This window comes from Pseudomonas sp. P1_A1, assembly GCF_056406935.1.
Genome location: NZ_JBFTZE010000001.1, coordinates 447,323 through 467,869 on the forward strand (window position 1 = coordinate 447,323; position 20,547 = coordinate 467,869).

The following is a 20,547-nucleotide window of genomic DNA, read 5'->3' on the forward strand; positions in this document are numbered from 1 at the left end:
GGTTTAGATTTCCTGGGACGAAGAGTCGGTTTTGCCCGTCTCTTTGGCCGGTTGGTCTTTCTTGCTGATCAGGCCACTCGTGGCCTCGCTCAACGCTTGTTCGGCAGCTTTGTGGGTATCGTCAATCGCCTGTTTGGCGCTTTCGGCAGCCTTGCCCATCAATTGCTGAGCACTTTTCTCGGCCTGGTCGCAACCAGCCAACACCAGTAAAGAGGTGATCAGCAGCGCGGTGGTTTTAAGCTTCATGATGCTTTCCTCGATAGAACAGACAGAACCCGAAAGGCGATCCGTCGATAGCGAGGCAGTCTAAAGAGGCAAACACTTCAGGAAAATTCGTATTTTCAGCGGTTATACTTCGGTTTTTACGAATCCATAGCAAAACACACGCTACGGGGAACATGAATGCTGAATTATCGACAGCTGCATTATTTCTGGGTGGTGGCCAAGACTGGCAGCATCGTGCGCGCCTGCGAGCAGTTGAACCTGACGCCACAGACCATCAGCGGGCAGATTTCCCTGCTCGAACAAACCTATGGCATCGAATTGTTTCGCCGGGTCGGTCGGCAGCTGGAACTCACCGAAGCCGGGCGTCAGACCCTGCCCTACGCCGAGCAGATGTTTCAACTCGGGGGCGAGCTGGAGCTGATGCTGCGGGCGCAGCCCAATGAGCAACAGATTCTGTTTCGGGTGGGCGTCGCCGATGTGGTGCCCAAATCCATCGTCTATCGCCTGATCGCGCCGACCATGGAGTTGAGCGAGCCGCTACGCATCACCTGCCGCGAAGACAAACTGGAACGATTGCTCGCCGACCTGGCGATTCAACGCCTCGACCTGGTGATTTCCGACAGCCCGATGCCCTCGCATCTGGACATCAAGGGCTACAGCCAGAAGCTCGGTGAATGCGGTATCAGCTTCTTCGCCACCGCTGAACTGACGGCACGATACGGCCAGGATTTCCCCCGCAGCCTGCACGGCGCCCCGTTGTTGATTCCCGGGCCGGAAACCGTGGTGCGCAGTCGCTTGCAACGCTGGTTTGCCGAACAGCAGATTCAGCCGCGAATCGTCGGCGAGTTCGACGACAGCGCTTTGATGCAGGCCTTCGGCCAATCCGGCAGCGGGATTTTCATCGGCCCGAGCGTGATCGCCGACGAGGTGAAACGCCAATGCGGCGTGGAGTTGATCGGCCAGACCGACACGGTGCGCGAGTCGTTCTACGCCATCTCGGTGGAACGCAAGGTCAAGCACCCCGGCATTGTCGCCATTACCGAAGGTGCCCGACGCGAGCTGTTCACCGAAACGTGAAGCCTCAGGCGCAGATTTCTCGGGGCTTGAAAGTCATCAGCGCCATGGCCAGGAGAATCGAAATCAGGATAAAACCGGCGGCGGCGAAACCCAGTCCGCCCAGGCCCACACTGTCGATCACCCGGCCGCCGACCATCGCGCCCAGGCCGATCCCAAGGTTGGCCCCGGCAATGTTCAGCGACGCAGCAAAGGCCGGCGCTTCAGGCGCAGCCTTCATCAAACGCACATGACTGACCAGGAACAACGCCGCCTGGGTCACGCCCCAAATCCCCATCGCCGCCGCCAGCCCCAGCGGCGAATGAATGTTCGGCACCAGCGTCACCATGCCGGCAATCATGAACGCGCAAAACGTTACAGAAGCAATCAGCGGGTGACGATCCACCGCGCGGCCGCCCAGCGAGTTGCCGATCAGCCCGACCGCACCGAAGCCCATCAGGCACCAGCCGACCACGGTGCCGTTGAAACCGGCGAGGCGCTCAAGAATGTCGGCCAGATAGGTGTAGGCAGTGAACATGCCGCTGAACACCAGAATCGACAGCAGTACGTGCCCCAGCATCAGTGGGCTGCGCAGAATCTTGAACTGTGAACGGAAGCTCACCTGATGCTGGTGCAGACTGGTTTTCGGCAGGTAGATAAACAACAGCAGCGCCTTGGCAAACGCGATCACCGCCAGAATGCCGAAAGCACTGCGCCAGCCGAACGCATCGGAAATCAACGTGCCGACCGGAATGCCGAATACGGTGGCGCAGACGATGCCGAAACCGATCTTGGCAATCGCACGTCCGGCGTAGTCCGGGCCGACGATGTCCACCGCGGTTTCACTGGCCAACGCCCAGAACACCGGCAACCCCAGCGCCGGAATCAACCGGGCAATGGCCATCACCCAGATGTTTGGCGCCAGCACCGCCAGTGTGTTGGCCAGGCCGAACATGATCAGCACGCTGATGAACAGTTTGCGCCGCTCAAACCTTGCGAAGTACGCCGTCAGGAACGGCCCGAACGCGGCCACGGTGAACGCGAACAGGGTCACCAGCAAACCCGCTTGAGGGATGCTGACGTCCAGGTCACGGGCGATTGCCGGCAACAGGCCGACGATGATGAATTCCGTGGTCAGCACCGTGAAACCGGCGGCGGACAACAGAAGAATGGGCAACAGCATGTAGAACTCCAGGAAAACGACGACACCAGCGATAGCCCGAAGGCCCACTGGCAGAACTAGAAAATGAGGATGGCGAAGCTTAACAGAGTGTTTCCAAACGAGGTTGCACGAACCTGCAAATCGCGTTGAACAATCGGGTGGCAGATCGTCACAGGTCTGAAGGATCACGGCTACGCTGTGATAAAGTTCGCGACCCTGCGGTACTTACACCTTGCTCATCGGCCATTGACTGGCATTGATGTGGCGACCTTCTTCGGTTCCCTCCATGTGGCCTGCCCGGCTTTTTGCTGCATGAGCCAAGGAACCCTGCACCCTAATAAAATCAGAGATACCGTTATGACCGCTTCATCCCCTTCTCTTTTGCAACGCCTGAAACGCAGCAGCCTGGTCACGCAAATCATCATCGGCCTGATCGCCGGGATTGCCCTGGCCCTGTTCGCGCCTGAGGTGGCGAAGTCCACCGCCTTCATTGGCAAAGTATTCGTGTCGGCGCTCAAGGCTGTCGCGCCGATCCTGGTGTTCGTGCTGGTCATGGCCTCGATTGCCAACCATAAGCACGGCCAGGAAACCCACATCCGGCCCATTCTGTTTCTGTACCTGCTGGGCACCTTCGCCGCGGCCGTGGTGGCGGTGATCGCCAGTACGTTGTTTCCGTCGAGCCTGGTGCTGTCGACCCAGGACGTCGCGGTTACTGCCCCGGGCGGCATCAGCGAGGTACTGCAAAGCCTGGCACTGAGCGTGGTGGATAACCCGGTCAGCGCACTGATGAACGCCAACTTCATCGGCATTCTGGCGTGGGCGATCGGCATGGGCATTGCGATTCGCCATGCCGGCGAGACGACGCGCGAAGTGCTTGGCGACCTGTCCAATGGCGTGACCGTGATCGTGCGCCTGGTGATTCGCTTTGCGCCACTGGGGATCTTCGGCCTGGTGGCTTCGACTCTGGCCACTTCCGGTTTCGGCGCATTGATCGGCTATATGCACCTGCTGGCGGTGCTGCTGGGCTGCATGCTGTTCGTCGCGTTGGTGATGAACCCGGTCATCGTGTTCTGGAAACTGCGCCGCAACCCGTATCCGCTGGTACTCACCTGCCTGCGCGAGAGCGGTATCACCGCCTTCTTCACCCGCAGCTCGGCGGCGAACATTCCGGTCAACCTGGAGTTGAGCAAACGTCTGGGCCTGCACGAAGACACCTATTCGGTGTCGATCCCCCTCGGCGCGACGATCAACATGGCCGGCGCGGCGATCACCATCACTGTGCTGACCCTGGCCGCCGTGCACACCTTGGGCATCGCCGTGGATATTCCGACGGCCATTCTGCTCAGCGTCGTCGCGGCAATTTGTGCCTGTGGCGCCTCGGGCGTGGCGGGCGGTTCGTTGCTGCTGATTCCACTGGCGTGCAGCCTGTTCGGCATCCCGAGCGAAATCGCCATGCAGGTGGTGGCGGTCGGCTTCATCATCGGTGTGTTGCAGGACTCGGCGGAAACCGCGCTGAACTCCTCCACCGACGTGCTGTTCACCGCGGCGGCTTGCCAGGGTGAAGAGTTGAAGGTGCAGCGTTTGGCGTAAAACGCACCGACAAAAACGAAAAAGCCCGCCAAGGCTTACACCTTGGCGGGCTTTTTTGTACCTGGGTGGTTTAGAACGCGCCCATGTAATCGCGCTTGCCCACTTCCACACCGTTGTGACGCAGCAGCGCGTAGGCGGTGGTGACGTGGAAGAAGAACTGCGGCAGACCGTAGCTCAGCAGGTAAGCCTGGCCAGTGAAGCGCTTCTCTTTAGGGGTGCCAGGACGGGTCACGATTTCGATGCCTTCCTTGCCGTTGATCTGCTCGGGTTTGATCTCGCCGATGAAGGCCAGGACCTTGGCGATCAACGCTTGCAGTTCAGCGAAGGTGGTTTCGGTGTCGTCGTATTTCGGCAGTTCGACTTCAGCCAGACGCGCCGAAACGCCTTTGGCGAAATCAACGGCGATCTGCACCTGACGCACCAGCGGGAACATGTCCGGGTACAGACGGGCCTGCAGGAACGCGTTCGGGTCGATGTTTTTTGCAGTGGCGTGGGCTTCGGCCTTGCTCAGGTTGTTGCTCAAAGCGTTGAGCATTTGCTGGAAAACCGGAACGGAAGCGGCGTACAGGGAAATAGTCATGGCAGTCTCGTGTGGTGACAGGAGTAAAAAACGTGGAGCGATTATAGCCATGCCGGCGCGCCCTGCGACTTGTCTTTTATCCAGCAAGGATTAGGCTAGGCGGCTCGACTGCCTAGGGAAAAGCGCGATGAGCACTGAACAAGAGACGACCTTCGACGAACCGCGGCTCAACAGCACGGAAATCCGCATTCTGGGCTCGTTGATCGAAAAACAGGCCACCAGCCCGGAAACCTATCCGCTGACCCTCAATGCCCTGGTGATTGCCTGCAACCAGAAAACCAGCCGCGAACCGGTGATGAACCTCAGCCAGGGCCAGGTTGGCCAGAGCCTGCGCGCCCTTGAAGGTCGCGGCTTCACCCGGCTGGTGATGGGCAGCCGTGCCGACCGCTGGGAACATCGGGTCGACAAGGCGCTGGAACTGGTGCCGGCCCAGGTGATTCTGACGGGGCTGTTGTTCCTGCGCGGTCCGCAGACGGTCAACGAACTGCTGACCCGCAGCGGCCGCATGCATGACTTCGAAGATGCCGAACAAGTGGTGCATCAACTGGAGCGCTTGATCGCCCGAGGCCTGGCGCTGTTGATCCCGCGCCAGGCCGGCCAACGCGAAGACCGTTACATGCATGCGCTGGGCGATCCGGCGGATATCGAAGCGATCCTCGCGGCCCGTCAGAACCCGGTGGAACGTGGCACCGGTGGCGGTGTGTCGGTTGAGCGAATCGAAGAGCTTGAAGCGCGGATTGCGGCGCTGGAAGAACGCCTGGCGCGCCTCGAATAACCCTTCCCGATGTACCGAGTTCCCCGTGGCGAGGGAGCTTGCTCCCTCACCACAGGTCCAACCGATAATCGGAATTCAGCTCCGGGCAAACGCCACGGCTTTCTGAAACTGCTCATCGGTCGGTCGCACGCCGGTGTACAACACGAACTGTTCCAGCGCCTGGATGGCAATCACTTCCAGCCCGGTGATCACCCGTTTGCCTTCGGCACGAGCACGCACGATCAGCGGTGTTTCCGAGGGGATCGCCACCACATCGAAGACCGTTTCGGCGGCAGCGATGGCGTCAGGGGCGAACGCCAGTTGATCGGCTTCCGGGCCGCCGGTCATGCCGATCGGCGTGACGTTGATCAGCATCTGCGGGCGTTGAGCGCCCAGTTCCGCCTGCCATTGGTAGCCCAGCGATTCGGCCAGGGCACGCCCGGCGCGCTCGTTGCGGGCCACGATCAGCCCGTTGTTGTAGCCGCCATCGCGCAAGGCGCTGGCCACGGCCTTGGCCATGCCGCCGCTGCCGCGCAACGCAAAGGTCGACTCCTTGGGCACCTGATGGGATTCAAGCAACTGGGCGATGGCAATGTAGTCGGTGTTGTAGGCCTTGAGGTGGCCGTTGGTGTTGACGATAGTATTGATCGATTGGATAGCCTCAGCCGATGCATCCAGCTCATCGACCAGCGCGATACAGGCTTCCTTGAACGGCATCGATACGCCGCACCCCCGAATGCCCAATGCCCGGATGCCGCTGACAGCGCCCGTCAGGTCCTGGCTGCTGAAGGCCTTATAGTAAAAATTCAGCCCCAGTTGTTCGTACAGATGATTGTGAAACCGCAGGCCGAAATTACCGGGGCGCCCCGAGAGTGACATGCACAACTGGGTGTCTTTGTTGGGGTTCATCTGCATCCGAATCTCCTTCAGTAGCACTTTCAGATGGACGGAATTAACAATTCCACCCGATTGTGGTCGATCATAAGGGTATGTCTGTACCAGACAGCACCGTAAAGAAACCGGTACAGACCTTACACAAAATTTACCCAACGGCTGTGCTGATTTTCAAAAAATCGCTGTCTTAGAAGTATCCCCGCGACAACTTGTGTCTATTGCAGACGCAAGCGCCGGGTCGAAGAACCGAGGACTTATCATGATCCGTAAAATCCCCACAGTAGCCTTGCTGATCGGTGCTCTCGCTATCGCAGGGCAGGCAGAAGCAGGTGGTCGTGGCTGGGAAGGTCCGGCTGTGTTTGGTGCGATCGTCGGCTCGGCAATCATCGGCTCGGCAATCATTGGTCGCGACCGGCCGGTGTATGTAGAACAGCCGGTTTACGTTCAACCTCAACCGGTATATGTACAGCCACCGCCTGTCTACTACCAGCCGGCGCCGGTCTATGTGCAACAACCGATGTACTACCGCCCGGCACCGATTTATTACGGTCCACCACGCGGCTACTATGGCCCACCGCGCGGCTATTACGGCCCTCCCCATGGTTATTACCGTGGCGACCGCTGGTAACTGACTCATCAGGCCCCGCCTCAACAGCGGGGCCTTTTTTGTGGCCGCTGGGCGGGCGAAGTCTGAATAAATCTCGCCAAGGTCGCTGTCGGGACAGTACCGACCGATAAAGTCAGTCATATTTATGTCATGACAGGCCCGCAAGCTTGGATCTGTCCGTAAACAACAGGTTGATAAAAACAAGGACGACCTCATGCCCACACAAAACCCGCACCGTATTGTCGGCTTGTGCACTTCCAGCAAGGTGTACAACGCACTGACCGAGCTCAAACACCTGGAAGGCCATCGCAGCGCCAAGTTTCTCTCGCTGCTGGCGCAAAACCTGGTGCGCAAAGGCCTGCTCAATGAGCAGGAAGTCATGCATATGCTCGATCAAGTAGTGGAATGACCGCTGCAACACTCACTGGCATCAATGACGACTATCGAAAGCGTTGATTGTCCGTCCAAGCGTCCGATCCGTAAGGTAACCCCATAGATTGATGGAGGTACTTATGGCTCAGGTTCAGATTATGTCCGTTATCGGCAGCGCCGTTCCCGCACCGCTCAGAGCGCTGGGATTGCTCGCCTGTTGGTATCTGGTGCAGGACGGCGAACCGATCAGCGGTCCGCTCACCTCACTTCCCGACGCCCAGGCTCTATCGCAACGTATCGGTTCAGGCCAGCTCAGCGCTTAAGGCAGCTGAACATGCGGTTTGGTTTCGATGAAGATTGCCCAGCTAGACATGAACAACGCGGCGATCAAAGGCCCGATGACAAAGCCATTGAGCCCGAAAATCGCCAGGCCGCCGAGGGTTGAGATGAGAATCAGATAGTCCGGCATCTTCGTATCCTTACCCACCAGGATCGGTCGCAGGACATTGTCCACCAACCCGATCACGAACACCCCGAACAAGGCGAGTACCGTGCCCTGCCAGATCGCACCGCTGAGCAGAAAATACGCGGCCACCGGCGCCCAGACAATCCCCGCCCCCACCGCTGGCAACAGTGACAGACACGCCATCAGCACCGCCCAAAGCAATACGCTCGGGATATCCAGAAACCAGAAAATCAAACCGCCTAATGCGCCTTGCGTGATCGCTACTAGCAAGTTGCCTTTTATCGTCGCCCGCACCACATGATTGAACTTGAGTTGCAAACGGCGTTTCTGGTTGTCCTCCAGCGGTATGGCGGCGCGTATTTTGCGCGCCAGTTCGGCCCCGTCGCGCAGAAAGAAGAACAACAGATAGAGCATGATGAAAAAGCTCACCACGAATTCGAAAGTGCCCTGGCCAAAACTGTAAGCCTGAGTAGCAAAAAACTGGCCGCCCTGCATCGCACTCTTGATGATTTTCTCCCGTAGACCACTCAACTCGCCCATGCCGAAACGATCGAGCAAGTGCTGGAAGTACGGTGGCAGGCTGTGTTTGAACTGCACCACATGACCGGCGACGTCCAATTCGCCGCTTTCGATGCTTTTGTATATCGACGCGCCTTCTTGAACCAGAAAGGCACCGACGATGGTCACCGGCAGGATCGCGATCACCAGACAGATACTTAGCGTGCACAGCGCCGTCAGGTTGCGTTGCCAGCCGAACTTCAGCTGCAACCGACGTTGCAAGGGCGCAAACAGAATGCCGAGGATGGCCGCCCAGAACACCGCGCCGTAGAACGGCAGCAAAATCCAGAGAAACGCGACGGTCACCAGCGCCAGCAAGACCATCAGCGACTTGTTTTGTAGTGTCGTTTCGTTCATGTCCGATCCGTTCATGTCCTATCCATGTCAGTGCGCAAGGGTGCTAATTCGCGTCTCTTGTGTTTAGTCCGCCACGGTTGGCGCGAGTGCCATCTGTTTGTTGGTCAAGCATAGATCCAGATCAATAAACCCCGCGGGCAAGCCGCTTACCCTTGCCGGCTTTTGCGATCGACACTGCCATGACCTGCGCCATGACACTCATACCCCCGGAACTGCTCGCCCCTGCCGGCACCTTGAAAAACATGCGTTATGCCTTCGCCTACGGCGCCGATGCGGTGTACGCCGGCCAGCCGCGCTACAGCCTGCGCGTGCGCAACAACGAATTCGATCACGCCAACCTCGCGCTCGGCATCAGCGAGGCCCAGGCTCAAGGCAAGCGCTTTTATGTGGTGGTGAACATCGCCCCGCACAACGCCAAGCTGAAAACGTTCCTCAAGGACCTGGAACCGGTGATCGGCATGGCGCCGGACGCGTTGATCATGTCCGACCCCGGCCTGATCATGCTGGTGCGCCGACACTTCCCGCAGATGCCGATCCACCTGTCGGTGCAGGCCAACACGGTGAACTGGGCCAGCGTCGAGTTCTGGCAGCAACAGGGCTTGAGCCGGATCATCCTGTCCCGCGAACTGTCGCTGGAAGAAATCGCCGAAATCCGCCAGCACGTCCCGGCGATGGAGCTGGAAGTGTTTGTGCACGGCGCGTTGTGCATGGCCTATTCCGGGCGCTGCCTGTTGTCGGGCTACATGAACAAGCGTGACGCCAATCAGGGCAGCTGCACCAACGCCTGTCGCTGGAAATACTCGGCGACACCGGCCAGCGAAAATCTGCTCGGTGACATCGTCCAGCACTACTCTCCCGAACCGACCCTGGGCCTCGGCACGCCGACCGATCAGGTGTTCCTGTTGCAAGAGGCCAATCGCCCAGGCGAACTGATGCCGGCCTTCGAGGATGAGCACGGCACCTACATCATGAACGCCAAGGACCTGCGCGCCGTCCAGCACGTCGAGCGCCTGACGCAGATGGGCGTGCACTCACTGAAAATCGAAGGCCGGACCAAATCGCATTTCTATTGCGCGCGCACCACCCAGGTTTACCGCCGCGCGATCGATGATGCGGTGGCTGGCCGGGTGTTCGATCGCAGCTTGATGACTGATCTGGAGTCCCTGGCGCAGCGCGGCTACACCGAAGGTTTTCTGCGCCGGCACGTGCATGACGAATACCAGAACTACCAGAACGGCAGCTCGGTTTCAGAGCGCCAACAGTTCGTTGGGGAGTTGACCGGCGAACGCCGTGACCGGCTGGCCGAGGTGCGGGTGAAAAATCGTTTTGGCCTGGGCGATCACATGGAACTGATGACGCCCAAGGGCAATTTCCACTTCGACCTGCATCAACTGCGGAACGTCAAAGGCGAGGCGATTGAAGTGGCGCCCGGGGACGGGCACACAGTGTATTTGCCAATACCGGACGCGGTGGATTTGCGTTATGGATTGCTGATGCGCGATGTTGGTGTGAGCTGAAAATCATCGAGCCCGCCCCCACAGGTCACTGACGAATCAGCTGCCGCCCGCCGAAAAGCGGTCGCGGCTGTTGGTCAGGTGCAACCACATCGCCGCCCGCGCAGCATCCGGATCCTGGCGCTTGATGGCGTTGAGAATCGCCTCGTGTTCAAGGTTGGCCAGTTGCCCCAGCTTGCTCAAGTCCGCTGACCCGCGCTCGGCGGCATTGACGCGGGTGCGGGGAATCATCGCATTGCCCAAGTGCTGCATGATCTCTGTGAAGCATACATTGCCGGTGGCTTCGGCGATCAGCAGGTGGAAACGTTTGTCGGCCTCGACGCAGCTGTCGTTGTTGGCCAGCAAACTTTGATAGTCATCCAGCGCTTCACGCATCTGCGCCAATTGCTGATCGGTACGACGCACCGCGGCCAGCGCGGCGGCCTGGGTTTCCAGGCCCATGCGCAACTCCAGAATGCTGCGCACGCCCAGCGCGGTATCGACATTCAGCCGCAACCCCTGCTCCGGCGCACGCTCGATGACAAAGGTGCCGATGCCGTGACGGGTTTCCACCAGACCTGAAGCCTGCAATTTCGAAATCGCCTCGCGCACCACCGTACGGCTTATCCCATACTCCTGAACAATCGAGTTCTCCGACGGCAGCTTGTCCCCCGGCAGCATCTGGCCGAGCAGAATGCTCTGGGTCAGCTTGGCCACCAGGTCATGGGCCAGGTTGTGGGCACGCTTGCGGGCGGGTGCGTCGATGTCTTCTTGCATGGTGATCATCCATAAAGCAGGGCTATCCGGATCGTAGCACCGGAATCGATTGGAATCCCCAGAAAACAGCCTCAAACTTGTATGACAACACTCAAAAAATTGACCACTCGAACACCATCACAACCCCACGCTCGACTAAAAAAAGCATAGAAACCAGCTAACAAATAGCCATTTTATTGGACCGCAGCGCTTGTCGAATCAAAAAAACCAGTTGTATGATGTCTATCAACAACGCTACACCCAGCCACACCCCGCATAAAAATAACGAGTGGGAGAAAAACAAGTGAATACATCCATACCCGGGATGAACGATGGCGCCGATTCGGTCCTGAAGTCCGCCATCTCGAAAGTAAAACGCCACGTCCTGCCGCTGTTCGTGATCATGTTCATCGTCAACTACATCGACCGTGTGAACATCGGCTTCGTCCGCGCCCACATGGAACATGACTTGGGGATTGGCGCTGCCGCCTACGGCCTCGGGGCCGGCCTGTTCTTCATCGGTTACGCGCTGTTCGAAGTACCCTCCAACATCCTCCTGCAAAAAGTCGGCGCACGAATCTGGCTGACCCGCATCATGCTGACCTGGGGCGTGGTGGCCGCCTGCATGGCGTTCATCCAGAACGAAACCCACTTCTACATCCTGCGTTTTCTGCTCGGCGTGGCTGAAGCCGGGTTCTTTCCCGGGGTAATTTATTACTTCACCCGCTGGTTGCCTGGCGTGGAGCGTGGCAAGGCGATTGCGATCTTCCTCAGCGGTTCGGCGATTGCTTCGCTGATCTCCGGCCCGCTGTCGGGGCTACTGCTGCAAATCAACGGTTTGGGCATGCACGGCTGGCAGTGGATGTACTTCATCGAGGGCATGTTCTCGGTCGGGTTGTGCGTGTTCGTCTGGTGCTGGCTGGACTCCAAACCCCACGACGCCAAATGGCTGACCCTGGCTGAACAGGACGCGCTGGTCAAAGCCATCGATGACGAACAACTGGCCCGCGAAGCCGCGACGCCGATCAAACCGTCGCTGGGCACACTGCTCAAGGACCGCCAGATCATCCTGTTCTGCCTGATCTACTTCTTCATTCAATTGACCATCTATGCCGCGACCTTCTGGCTGCCGAGCATCATCAAGAAAATGGGCGACTTGAGTGACATTCAGGTCGGCTTGTTCAACTCGATTCCGTGGTTGCTGTCGATCGTCGGCATGTACGCCTTCGCTTCGCTGTCGGTCAAGTGGAAACACCAGCAAGCCTGGGTCGCCGCGGCTCTGCTGATCGCTGCGGCGGGGATGTTCATGTCCACCACCGGCGGGCCGATCTTCGCCTTCGTCGCCATTTGCTTCGCCGCATTGGGCTTCAAGTCCGCCTCGTCGCTGTTCTGGCCGATTCCCCAGGCCTACCTGGATGCGCGGATCGCCGCTGGCGTGATTGCGCTGATCAACTCGGTGGGCAACCTCGGCGGCTTCGTGGCGCCGACCACCTTCGGCTTGCTGGAAGAGCACACCGGTTCGATTCAGGGTGGACTGTACGGTCTGGCCGCCACTTCGATCATCGCCGCGATCATCGTCTTCGCCGCGCGCAATAAACCGAAACCCGCACCGGCCGTTGCACTGGGCAAACCCGCGCCAAATCACGCCTGAACATTGGTTTATAGGACAAGAGCATGAACCCACAAGAAGCCGCAAAAGCCCCGATCATCACCAGCATGCAAGTAGTGCCGGTGGCCGGCCACGATGGCATGCTGCTCAATCTGAGCGGCGCCCACGGCCCGTTTTTCACCCGCAACATCGTAATCCTCAAGGACAACGCCGGTCACACCGGCGTCGGCGAAGTACCCGGTGGCGAGCGCATTCGCCAAACCCTGGAAGATGCACGCTCTCTGGTGGTCGGCAGCCCCATCGGCACCTACCAGAAGATCCTCAATCAGGTGCGCCAGACTTTCGCCGATCGCGATGCCGGCGGGCGTGGCCTGCAGACCTTCGACCTGCGCATCACCATTCATGCCGTCACTGGCCTGGAAGCGGCCCTGCTGGACTTGCTTGGCCAGCACCTGGACGTGCCGGTCGCCGCTTTGCTCGGCGAAGGCCAGCAGCGTGATGAAGTGAAGATGCTCGGCTACCTGTTTTACGTCGGTGATCGCAACGAAACCGATCTGGCCTATCGCGATGAACCGGACGCCGACAATGACTGGTTCCGCGTGCGCCACGAAAAAGCCATGAGCGCCGACGCCGTGGTGCGCCTGGCGGTCGCCGCCCACGCCCGTTATGGCTTCAAGGACTTCAAACTCAAGGGCGGCGTGTTGAGCGGCGACGAGGAAATCGAAGCGGTCACCGCCCTCGCCGAACGCTTTCCCGACGCGCGCATTACCCTCGACCCGAATGGCGCCTGGTCGCTGAAAGAAGCGATCCGCCTGTGCCGGGATCAGCATCACGTTCTGGCTTATGCCGAAGACCCCTGCGGGGCGGAAAACGGTTACTCGGGCCGTGAAGTCATGGCTGAGTTTCGTCGGGCCACGGGCCTGAAAACCGCGACCAACATGATCGCCACCGACTGGCGGGAAATGGGCCACGCGATCCAGTTGCAGTCGGTGGACATTCCCCTGGCCGACCCGCACTTCTGGACAATGCAGGGCTCGGTGCGGGTGGCGCAGATGTGCCACGAATGGGGCCTGACCTGGGGCTCGCATTCCAACAACCACTTCGATATTTCCCTGGCCATGTTCACCCACGTCGCGGCTGCCGCGCCGGGCGAGATCACGGCCATCGACACCCACTGGATCTGGCAGGACGGCCAGCGCCTGACCAAGGCCCCCCTGCAAATCGTCGACGGCTGCGTGCAAGTACCGAAAAAACCTGGCCTGGGGGTTGAGCTGGACATGGATCAACTGGCCAAGGCCCATGAGCTGTACAAAGGCATGGGGCTGGGCGCGCGGGATGACAGCGTGGCGATGCAGTTTCTGATTCCGGGATGGAAGTTCGATAACAAGCGGCCGTGCCTGGTGCGCTAAACCTCCGGAACCGCCGCTCCCACAAGGAGCGGCGTTCACACTATTTCATCTGGGCTGCTTGCAGCAGCCAGCCCCGGAACGCCGTCATCGCCGACGTTTCGGGGCGCGACTGCAAGCGGGTCAGCCAGTAGCTGCCGGTGGTGATCCCGATGGCGAACGGTTGCTCGATTGCGCCCGCCGCCAGTTGCCGGGCAAACATCAGCGGCGGCGCCAATGCCACACCTGCACCTTGCAACGCAGCCTCCATCATCGCCAGCGAGGAATCGAAGACGATGCTCCGGGGCAGCACGGCATGGGCCGAAAGACCGGTCGCCTGAAACCACTCCGGCCACTCATCCGTGCGATAGGAGCGCAACAGTGTTTGTTGCAACAGATCCTCTGGCGCCTGCAATTGCCGGGCGATCTCCGGCACACAGAGCACCGACAGAGGCGCCTCGATCAACCGCACCGCTTCAATCCCGTGCCACGCCCCCGCGCCAAAGCGGATGGCGTAATCCAGGCCTTCAGCGGCCACGTCCACCCGGTTGTTATTGGTCGACAGGCGCAAATCTATGAACGGATGTTTCTTCTGAAAATCCGCCAATCGCGGCAACAGCCAACCGACCGCGAACGTCCCCACGGCGCCCACCGTCAGCACCTCACGAAAATGCCCGCCCTCGAAACGCCCCAGGGTTTCGGCGATCCGGTCGAAGGTTTCGCGTAACACCGGCAACAGCGTTTCACCTTCGCTGGTCAGCATCAGGCCGCGAGGCAGGCGTTTGAACAAGGTCACGTTAAGCTGAGCCTCAAGGCTTTTGACCTGATGACTCACCGCCGCCTGCGTGACGCACAACTCCACGGCCGCCCGGGTGAAACTCAAATGGCGCGCCGAAGCCTCGAAAGCGCGTAGCGCATTCAGCGGCAAATGAGGTCGAATCATGCCAACCCCCAAAATTTTCTAATGGCTCATCCGAAATATCGTCGTTTGCCGGTCTTCGCCAAACTGCCTAGATTTGGCTCGCCCAACAGCGGACCGCCTTGAAAAACCGCTCGGAGTGTAGCGGTTAACACCACGAACAATCATGGACAGCGCCTCAATCATGCCTAAAAAAAATCAGAAAAAACTCATATCCTACAGTGCTTTCGCACTTCTCCTCGGTGCCAGCCACAGCTTCGCTGACGAACACATCGAAACCATCGTGAAGGCCGCCGTCGAACCGGTGATGCAGCAACAGCAGATCCCCGGCGTCGCGGTCGCGATCACCGTCAACGGCCAGCCGCATTACTTTAACTACGGCGTAGCGTCGAAAGAGAACGGCAAAGCCGTCACCGAAAACACCCTGTTCGAGATCGGTTCGGTGAGCAAAACCTTCACCGCCACCCTCGCCGCCTATGCCCAGGCGAGCGGCAAACTGTCCTTGTCGGACAACGCCAGTCAGGTGCTGCCGGCTCTGCGCGGCAGCGCGTTCGACAACATCAGCGTGCTGCAACTCGGCACCTACACCGCCGGTGGGCTGCCGCTGCAATTCCCTAGCGAGGCAGACCATCAGGACAAGATGCTCGGCTATTTCAAGCAATGGAAACCGACCTACGCCGCCGGCACTCAGCGCCTGTATTCAAACCCCAGCCTCGGGCTGTTTGGCTTTCTGGCGGCCCAGAGCATGGGGGCGCCGTTCGATGAGCTGATGGAAAAAACCTTGCTGCCGAAACTCGGCCTGAAACACAGCTACCTCAAGGTGCCGCTGGATCAGATGGAGCTTTACGCCCAGGGTTACAGCAAGGACGACAAACCTGTGCGGGTCGAGCCGGGGGCATTGGACTCCGAAGCGTACGGCGTGAAAACCAGCGCCGCGGACCTGCTTCGCTATGTTGAGGCGAACATCAATCCCGCTGCGCTGGAAAAGCCTTTGCAGCAAGCCATCGCCAGCACTCACACCGGTTATTACCGGGTTGGCGAGATGACTCAAGGGTTGGGATGGGAGCTCTACAACTACCCGGTGACGCTCGACACCTTACTGGCCGGCAACTCGTCGCAGATGGCGTTCGAGGCCCATGAAGTCCAGTGGCTGACCCCGGCACAACCTCCACGCGACACCGTGCTGATCAACAAAACCGGCTCAACCGGCGGCTTCGGCGCCTACGTCGCTTTTATCCCGGCGAAGGACATCGGCATCGTGATCCTGGCCAACAAAAACTACCCGAACCCGGAGCGAGTCAAAATTGCTCACAAAATATTGAGTGCATTGGCCGATTGATCCCAGTAACCCGGCAGCCCCTCGCCACAGGGTTGCCTCACCACAGTGGGTCACCAAGTTTCAGATTTCCGCTGGCAAACAAAATGGGCGACCTGTTGAGGTCGCCCATTGGGGTAAGCCTTCTCCGCACTACTCAGCTCAATTCAATCATCCGGCTGCTCAGCCGGCTTGGCGGGCTTCGCCGGTTTGCCTTTGGCGCCTTTCGCACCTTTGACCGGTGCGACTTCAGCCACCGGCGCTGGCACCGGTACCGTTGCTTCCTTCTCGGCCGTCGGCAGCTGGTCGACGGTATTGAATATCTCTTTCAACTCGACCGCATCCGACTGCTCAAGCTTCTTTTCGCCATCCTTGCCGATCAGGATGATTTTGCTCTTCGCCCCGGCGCCCAGCTTGAGCGAGCGGATCAACGCCATCGTCGATTGCGGGTCGAGGTCTTTGCCGTCCCGTTGGCCCACCGTGTTGATCACGGTGTACAGCACCATGTTTCGATCGGTGAAACCCTTGCGGTTGGCAGAGTCGTCCAGTGATTTTTTCAGGTTGAGCCAAACCGGGTCCACCGAACTGGGCGCGATGACAATCAGGGGTCGAGCCCGGCCCACGTCTTTAACCAGCGGGGAATCGTCATCGGCGGCGAATGAAGGACCGACGAAAGCCAACAGGGTAGCCAGGGTCAAAGACCTGATGAGCATGCGCATCTCCTTTTGATATCCACGCTCTAATGATTGCGCATCGCGGTGATCGTTCCGGGCGATGCACCGCGATTGTGTTCCGCCTTGCCCAAGCTTAGGTCAGGGCGGTCATTGCGCAACAGCCTGAGCTAATCTCATAGCTGATTCATCGTGAGGGTTTCTCCATGAGCGCTCAGCTGAACCACACCATCGTCTGGTGCCGTGACAAACAGGTTTCGGCACGCTACCTGACCGACCTCCTCGGCCTGCCCGATCCCGAGCCGTTCGGGCCGATGCTGGTGGTCAAGTTCGATAACGGGGTGTCGCTGGATTTCTACAACAACGACCCGCCCATCGCGTCCCAGCACTATGCGTTCTTGATTGGTGACGACGACTTCGATGCGGCCTTCGCTCGCCTGCAAGCGCTCAAGCAACCGTGGTGGGCCGACCCCGGTAAGCAGCGGCCCAACGAGATCAACGATTACGCCGGTGGCCGACGGGTGTATTTCGATGACCCGGACGGGCATCTACTGGAGATTTTTACTCGGGAAGCGGTATCGGATCAGAACGCCAGTTTATAGCCGATCAGCACCAGCATCGTGGCCAGGCACGGACGCAGCAGTTCGTCGGAGATGCGCCCGGTCAAATGGCTGCCCAGGTAAATCCCAGGCAACGAACCGACCAGCAAGAAGCCCAACACGTGCCAATCCATGTTGCCCATGCTCGCGTGGCCCAGGCCGGCGACCAGGGTCAGGGGCACCGCGTGGGCGATTTCGGTGCCGACCAGGCGACGAGTGGGCAGCAGCGGATACAGGATGAACAGCGCAACGGTGCCCAGGGCGCCAGCGCCGATGGAGGTCAGAGCCACCATGGTGCCGAGGACCAGACCGGTGATCACGGTCAGTACATTCAACCGGGAGCCGCTGGGGTTGTACTGGCCGCCCGCCCGTTTGTGGGCGAAGTCGAGCAAGCGCTTCTTGAAGAGAATCGCCAGCGCCGTGGCGAACAGCACGAAGCCCAGCGCCTGTTTGATGATGGCGTTCATCGCCTCGGGCGAGGTCTGCAAAGTGCTCAGGAACCACAGCGTCAGGGCCACCGCCGGCACGCTGCCGAGGGTCAGCCAGCCAGTGATCGCCCAGTCGATGTTCTTGTTCTTGCGATGAACCAGCACACCGCTGGATTTGGTAATGGCCGCGTACAGCAAGTCCGTGCCCACCGCCGTGGCCGGGTTAACGCCGAACCACAGCAGGATCGGCGTCATCAACGAACCGCCCCCGACCCCGGTCATGCCGACAATAAAGCCGACCACCAGACCTGCAACGACCAACCCGAAATTACCGAATTCCATTAATACGCCCAGAAAATCGCAGGAAATAAACCGGACGCAGCATAGCGATTTTTCTTATAACCACATATATCGATGCGGTCTATCGTTATGCCAATTCACCGATTTGAACCAGCGACCTTCCCCTCCGACATCTCACTGCACCGGCAAAAAATTCAGGAACAGCAGACTCTGGGCGTAGTTCAGGCCAATCCGTCGGTACCGCTCGTCAAGCATCTGGGTCAGCAGGTCCAGCCGCGCGACGATTTTGCCGAACTCCACGGCAAAACTCAGGTTGCTGCCCTCCTCCGAAATTTCGTTGGAGAACAGCAAGGGCTCGCCTTGCCTGTTTTGCCGCTGGCTCAAGATCCAGGTGGCTTTTTCGATGTTGCGCGCGGCATTGCTGACGAAGGTCGGGTTGAGCGCATCCGTCATGTAGAACTCCAGCCGATTGCCATGGGCCGTCACCAGCATGCTGCCAATCGCATAGATGAATGCGCCGACCCGATCGCCGAGAAACTCCGGACTCATGGCAAAGCTCAGCGCAGCGAGGTCTTTTTTGCCACCGAGGGTGGGTAGTGGCTCTTGCTGTTCGATGGCCATGCGCACTTGCTTTTCTGCGGTACCGACATCGAGGAAGCCGGATTTTTTCAGCTCCTGCGGGTTGCGCAGGTAGAGCTTGTTCATCAGCAGGTAGAGGCTTTCGAGGTTGTCGCGCATCGTCAGGGTCGCCATGCGGTCGACGCTGGTCTGGAGGAATTCCTGGGGTTTGCCATCGCGAAACTGGCTGATGACATCGTTGCCCGGCTGATGGCTGCAACCACTGGCGAGGAGCATCGACAGGCTAATCAGCAGCACGCAATGACGGCGAATGGGCAGGGCAAAACGGGGTAAAACTCGAGCCATGGGTTCTTGAACTTGGGCATGGGCCGGCGGTGGGGATCGCCGCGGGCTGGCCAAGGATAGAACCGTGAAAGCTGAAAAAGTGCAGTGCCGGTGGTCCGTAAGCGCGGATCATCGCGAAAGCGCCCTCAAATTAGTCATACTTTATAATTGCAATACTCGATGCATAAGCTATAAATCCTTCCTTGATCGCGTTAAATCACGATCATTAGTATGACTACTTCTTAAAAACAACAAAAAGGAAGGTCAACCATGCTTCAATCCCGACACCTGCTCTCCGGCCTCGGACTGTCCCTGATGATCGCCACCCTCTCCGCTCACGCCACTGGCTTGTCCAGCGAACAAAAAGCCTTCGGCAAAACCAATGACGGCACGCCCGTCGAGCAATACATTTTGCGCAACAGCCACGGCCTGCAGGCCACGGTCATTACTTACGGCGGGATTCTCCAGTCGCTGAAAGTGCCGGATAAAAACGGCAAGCTCGACGATGTGGTGCTCGGTTTCGACGACGTGCAGGGTTATCAAAGTGGCACGGCGTTTTTCGGCGCGACCATCGGCCGCTTCGGCAATCGCCTGGCCAACGGCGCCTTCGAGCTGGATGGCAAGCGCTTTCAAGTGCCGCTCAACGACGGCAGCAATTCGCTGCACGGCGGGGCTCAGGGTTTCGACAAGCGGGTGTGGAAAGCCGAACCGAGCAAGGGCAAGGATTCGGTGGGCGTGACGCTGACATACCTGTCCTCGGATGGCGAAATGGGTTTCCCCGGCAACCTGAAAACCGAGGTCACCTACAGCCTCACCGAGAACAATGAGCTGCGCATCGACTACAAGGCCAGCACCGATAAGCCCACGGTGCTCAACCTGACCAACCACAGCTATTTCAACCTGGCCGGTGCGGGTAACGGCGATGTGCTGAAGCAGTTGGCGACCTTGCACGCCACCCGTTACACGCCAGTCACCGGCAAACTGATCCCCACCGGTGAACTGGCCCCGGTCGCCGGCACGCCCATGGACTTCACTCAACCGACCGCCATCGGTCAACACATCAAGACCGATCACCCACAGTTGAAATTCGCCGAACCGAAACAAGGCGGTTTCGACTTCAACTGGGTGCTGGACGCCAAGGGTGACCTGGGCAAACTCGCCGCCGATGTCAGCGATCCGCAATCCGGCCGTCGCTTGCAGCTCTACACCACCGAACCTGGCGTACAGTTCTACACCAGCAACTTCCTCGACGGCTCGGTCAAGGGCAAGGCCGGCAAGATTTACCCGCATTGGGGTGCCTTTACTCTGGAAACCCAGCATTATCCGGACTCGCCGAACCAGCCGGCCTTCCCGTCCACGCGGCTGGATCCGGGCAAGACCTATGCCCAGACCACGGTGTTCAGGTTTTCCGTCCGGTAGATCAAAAGATCGCAGCTTTCGGCCGCTCCAGGGAGCTGGGTACACCCGTGATATCGCGGGTGTGCCCCGCCCTCGCAGGAGCTGCCGCAGGCTGCGATCTTTCATGATGACGACGGAACCACCCTGCTATTT

Annotated in this window: 22 protein-coding genes; 12 read left to right on the forward strand and 10 right to left on the reverse strand. The window is 59.3% G+C overall.

Going from position 1 to position 20,547, the window contains the following annotated elements; all coding sequences use genetic code 11:
• Positions 1 to 3: 3 nt before the first annotated feature.
• Complete coding sequence (locus AC1D2Q_RS02105) at positions 4 to 246, reverse strand: hypothetical protein (protein WP_477812078.1); 243 nt, start codon at positions 244 to 246, stop codon at positions 4 to 6.
• A 156-nt stretch (positions 247 to 402) separates the two neighbouring features.
• Between AC1D2Q_RS02105 and nhaR the strand changes: the two genes are divergently transcribed.
• Positions 403 to 1,302: a transcriptional activator NhaR gene (nhaR, locus tag AC1D2Q_RS02110; RefSeq protein ID WP_477812079.1), complete on the forward strand. Its 900-nt coding sequence runs from the start codon at positions 403 to 405 to the stop codon at positions 1,300 to 1,302.
• A 4-nt stretch (positions 1,303 to 1,306) separates the two neighbouring features.
• On the opposite strand, the gene AC1D2Q_RS02115 is transcribed toward nhaR, so the two are convergent.
• On the reverse strand, positions 1,307 to 2,461 hold the full coding sequence (locus AC1D2Q_RS02115) for an MFS transporter (RefSeq protein ID WP_477812080.1): 1,155 nt from the start codon (positions 2,459 to 2,461) through the stop codon (positions 1,307 to 1,309).
• 336 nt (positions 2,462 to 2,797) lie between these two features.
• Here AC1D2Q_RS02115 and sstT point away from each other — a divergent pair, with 336 nt between their 5' ends.
• Positions 2,798 to 4,030 carry a serine/threonine transporter SstT gene (sstT, locus tag AC1D2Q_RS02120; protein WP_477812081.1) on the forward strand — a complete coding sequence of 411 codons (1,233 nt, stop codon included), beginning with the start codon at positions 2,798 to 2,800 and terminating at the stop codon, positions 4,028 to 4,030.
• A 70-nt stretch (positions 4,031 to 4,100) separates the two neighbouring features.
• Here the strand turns inward: sstT and AC1D2Q_RS02125 are convergent, their stop codons facing one another.
• Positions 4,101 to 4,610: a DUF1993 domain-containing protein gene (locus AC1D2Q_RS02125; RefSeq protein WP_095633963.1), complete on the reverse strand. Its 510-nt coding sequence runs from the start codon at positions 4,608 to 4,610 to the stop codon at positions 4,101 to 4,103.
• 127 nt (positions 4,611 to 4,737) lie between these two features.
• On the opposite strand from AC1D2Q_RS02125, the gene AC1D2Q_RS02130 reads away from it, so the two are divergent.
• Positions 4,738 to 5,385 carry a YceH family protein gene (locus tag AC1D2Q_RS02130; protein ID WP_018925410.1) on the forward strand — a complete coding sequence of 216 codons (648 nt, stop codon included), beginning with the start codon at positions 4,738 to 4,740 and terminating at the stop codon, positions 5,383 to 5,385.
• Between the two features lie 75 nt (positions 5,386 to 5,460).
• On the opposite strand, the gene AC1D2Q_RS02135 is transcribed toward AC1D2Q_RS02130, so the two are convergent.
• A complete protein-coding gene (locus tag AC1D2Q_RS02135) occupies positions 5,461 to 6,279 on the reverse strand; it encodes a shikimate 5-dehydrogenase (RefSeq protein WP_477812082.1) in 819 nt (272 codons plus the stop codon).
• A 238-nt stretch (positions 6,280 to 6,517) separates the two neighbouring features.
• On the opposite strand from AC1D2Q_RS02135, the gene AC1D2Q_RS02140 reads away from it, so the two are divergent.
• The 3 genes from AC1D2Q_RS02140 to AC1D2Q_RS02150 all read left to right on the forward strand — a co-directional run bounded on the left by AC1D2Q_RS02140 (position 6,518) and on the right by AC1D2Q_RS02150 (position 7,560).
• On the forward strand, positions 6,518 to 6,886 hold the full coding sequence (locus AC1D2Q_RS02140; protein ID WP_105344116.1) for a hypothetical protein: 369 nt from the start codon (positions 6,518 to 6,520) through the stop codon (positions 6,884 to 6,886).
• Positions 6,887 to 7,079: 193 nt separating this feature from the next.
• On the forward strand, positions 7,080 to 7,274 hold the full coding sequence (locus tag AC1D2Q_RS02145; RefSeq protein ID WP_105344118.1) for a hypothetical protein: 195 nt from the start codon (positions 7,080 to 7,082) through the stop codon (positions 7,272 to 7,274).
• A gap of 103 nt (positions 7,275 to 7,377) precedes the next feature.
• Positions 7,378 to 7,560 (forward strand): hypothetical protein, encoded by a 183-nt coding sequence (locus tag AC1D2Q_RS02150; protein WP_007940423.1) that lies wholly within the window; start codon positions 7,378 to 7,380, stop codon positions 7,558 to 7,560.
• Here AC1D2Q_RS02150 and AC1D2Q_RS02155 read toward each other — a convergent pair.
• On the reverse strand, positions 7,557 to 8,618 hold the full coding sequence (locus AC1D2Q_RS02155) for an AI-2E family transporter (RefSeq protein WP_477812083.1): 1,062 nt from the start codon (positions 8,616 to 8,618) through the stop codon (positions 7,557 to 7,559). The two genes, AC1D2Q_RS02150 and AC1D2Q_RS02155, sit on opposite strands and share 4 nt — an antisense overlap.
• 191 nt (positions 8,619 to 8,809) lie before the next feature.
• Here AC1D2Q_RS02155 and trhP point away from each other — a divergent pair, with 191 nt between their 5' ends.
• On the forward strand, positions 8,810 to 10,135 hold the full coding sequence (trhP, locus tag AC1D2Q_RS02160) for a prephenate-dependent tRNA uridine(34) hydroxylase TrhP (protein WP_477812084.1): 1,326 nt from the start codon (positions 8,810 to 8,812) through the stop codon (positions 10,133 to 10,135).
• A gap of 36 nt (positions 10,136 to 10,171) precedes the next feature.
• Here the strand turns inward: trhP and AC1D2Q_RS02165 are convergent, their stop codons facing one another.
• Complete coding sequence (locus tag AC1D2Q_RS02165) at positions 10,172 to 10,888, reverse strand: FadR/GntR family transcriptional regulator (protein WP_477812085.1); 717 nt, start codon at positions 10,886 to 10,888, stop codon at positions 10,172 to 10,174.
• A 283-nt stretch (positions 10,889 to 11,171) separates the two neighbouring features.
• Here AC1D2Q_RS02165 and AC1D2Q_RS02170 point away from each other — a divergent pair, with 283 nt between their 5' ends.
• Together AC1D2Q_RS02170 and gudD are read left to right on the forward strand one after the other, a co-directional pair.
• The gene (locus AC1D2Q_RS02170; RefSeq protein ID WP_477812086.1) at positions 11,172 to 12,518 is read left to right on the forward strand and encodes an MFS transporter; all 1,347 of its coding nucleotides are present in this window, start codon (positions 11,172 to 11,174) and stop codon (positions 12,516 to 12,518) included.
• Between the two features lie 23 nt (positions 12,519 to 12,541).
• Positions 12,542 to 13,885: a glucarate dehydratase gene (gudD, locus tag AC1D2Q_RS02175; RefSeq protein ID WP_019648390.1), complete on the forward strand. Its 1,344-nt coding sequence runs from the start codon at positions 12,542 to 12,544 to the stop codon at positions 13,883 to 13,885.
• A gap of 40 nt (positions 13,886 to 13,925) precedes the next feature.
• Here gudD and AC1D2Q_RS02180 read toward each other — a convergent pair whose 3' ends face one another.
• On the reverse strand, positions 13,926 to 14,804 hold the full coding sequence (locus AC1D2Q_RS02180; protein WP_477812087.1) for a LysR family transcriptional regulator: 879 nt from the start codon (positions 14,802 to 14,804) through the stop codon (positions 13,926 to 13,928).
• Positions 14,805 to 14,964: 160 nt separating this feature from the next.
• Here AC1D2Q_RS02180 and ampC point away from each other — a divergent pair, with 160 nt between their 5' ends.
• Entirely contained in the window at positions 14,965 to 16,119 is a 1,155-nt protein-coding gene (ampC, locus tag AC1D2Q_RS02185) for a class C beta-lactamase (protein ID WP_477812088.1), read from the forward strand.
• A 143-nt stretch (positions 16,120 to 16,262) separates the two neighbouring features.
• Here ampC and AC1D2Q_RS02190 read toward each other — a convergent pair whose 3' ends face one another.
• A complete protein-coding gene (locus AC1D2Q_RS02190; protein WP_477812089.1) occupies positions 16,263 to 16,808 on the reverse strand; it encodes a DUF4174 domain-containing protein in 546 nt (181 codons plus the stop codon).
• Positions 16,809 to 16,972: 164 nt separating this feature from the next.
• Between AC1D2Q_RS02190 and AC1D2Q_RS02195 the strand changes: the two genes are divergently transcribed.
• Complete coding sequence (locus AC1D2Q_RS02195) at positions 16,973 to 17,368, forward strand: VOC family protein (protein ID WP_105344134.1); 396 nt, start codon at positions 16,973 to 16,975, stop codon at positions 17,366 to 17,368.
• Here AC1D2Q_RS02195 and AC1D2Q_RS02200 read toward each other — a convergent pair.
• Both AC1D2Q_RS02200 and AC1D2Q_RS02205 read right to left on the reverse strand, forming a co-directional pair.
• Positions 17,350 to 18,135: a sulfite exporter TauE/SafE family protein gene (locus AC1D2Q_RS02200; RefSeq protein WP_477812090.1), complete on the reverse strand. Its 786-nt coding sequence runs from the start codon at positions 18,133 to 18,135 to the stop codon at positions 17,350 to 17,352. The genes AC1D2Q_RS02195 and AC1D2Q_RS02200 overlap by 19 nt on opposite strands.
• A gap of 132 nt (positions 18,136 to 18,267) precedes the next feature.
• Positions 18,268 to 19,017 (reverse strand): hypothetical protein, encoded by a 750-nt coding sequence (locus AC1D2Q_RS02205; RefSeq protein WP_477812091.1) that lies wholly within the window; start codon positions 19,015 to 19,017, stop codon positions 18,268 to 18,270.
• A 249-nt stretch (positions 19,018 to 19,266) separates the two neighbouring features.
• Between AC1D2Q_RS02205 and AC1D2Q_RS02210 the strand changes: the two genes are divergently transcribed.
• Entirely contained in the window at positions 19,267 to 20,415 is a 1,149-nt protein-coding gene (locus AC1D2Q_RS02210) for an aldose epimerase family protein (RefSeq protein WP_477812092.1), read from the forward strand.
• The last annotated feature ends 132 nt before the right edge of the window (positions 20,416 to 20,547 follow it).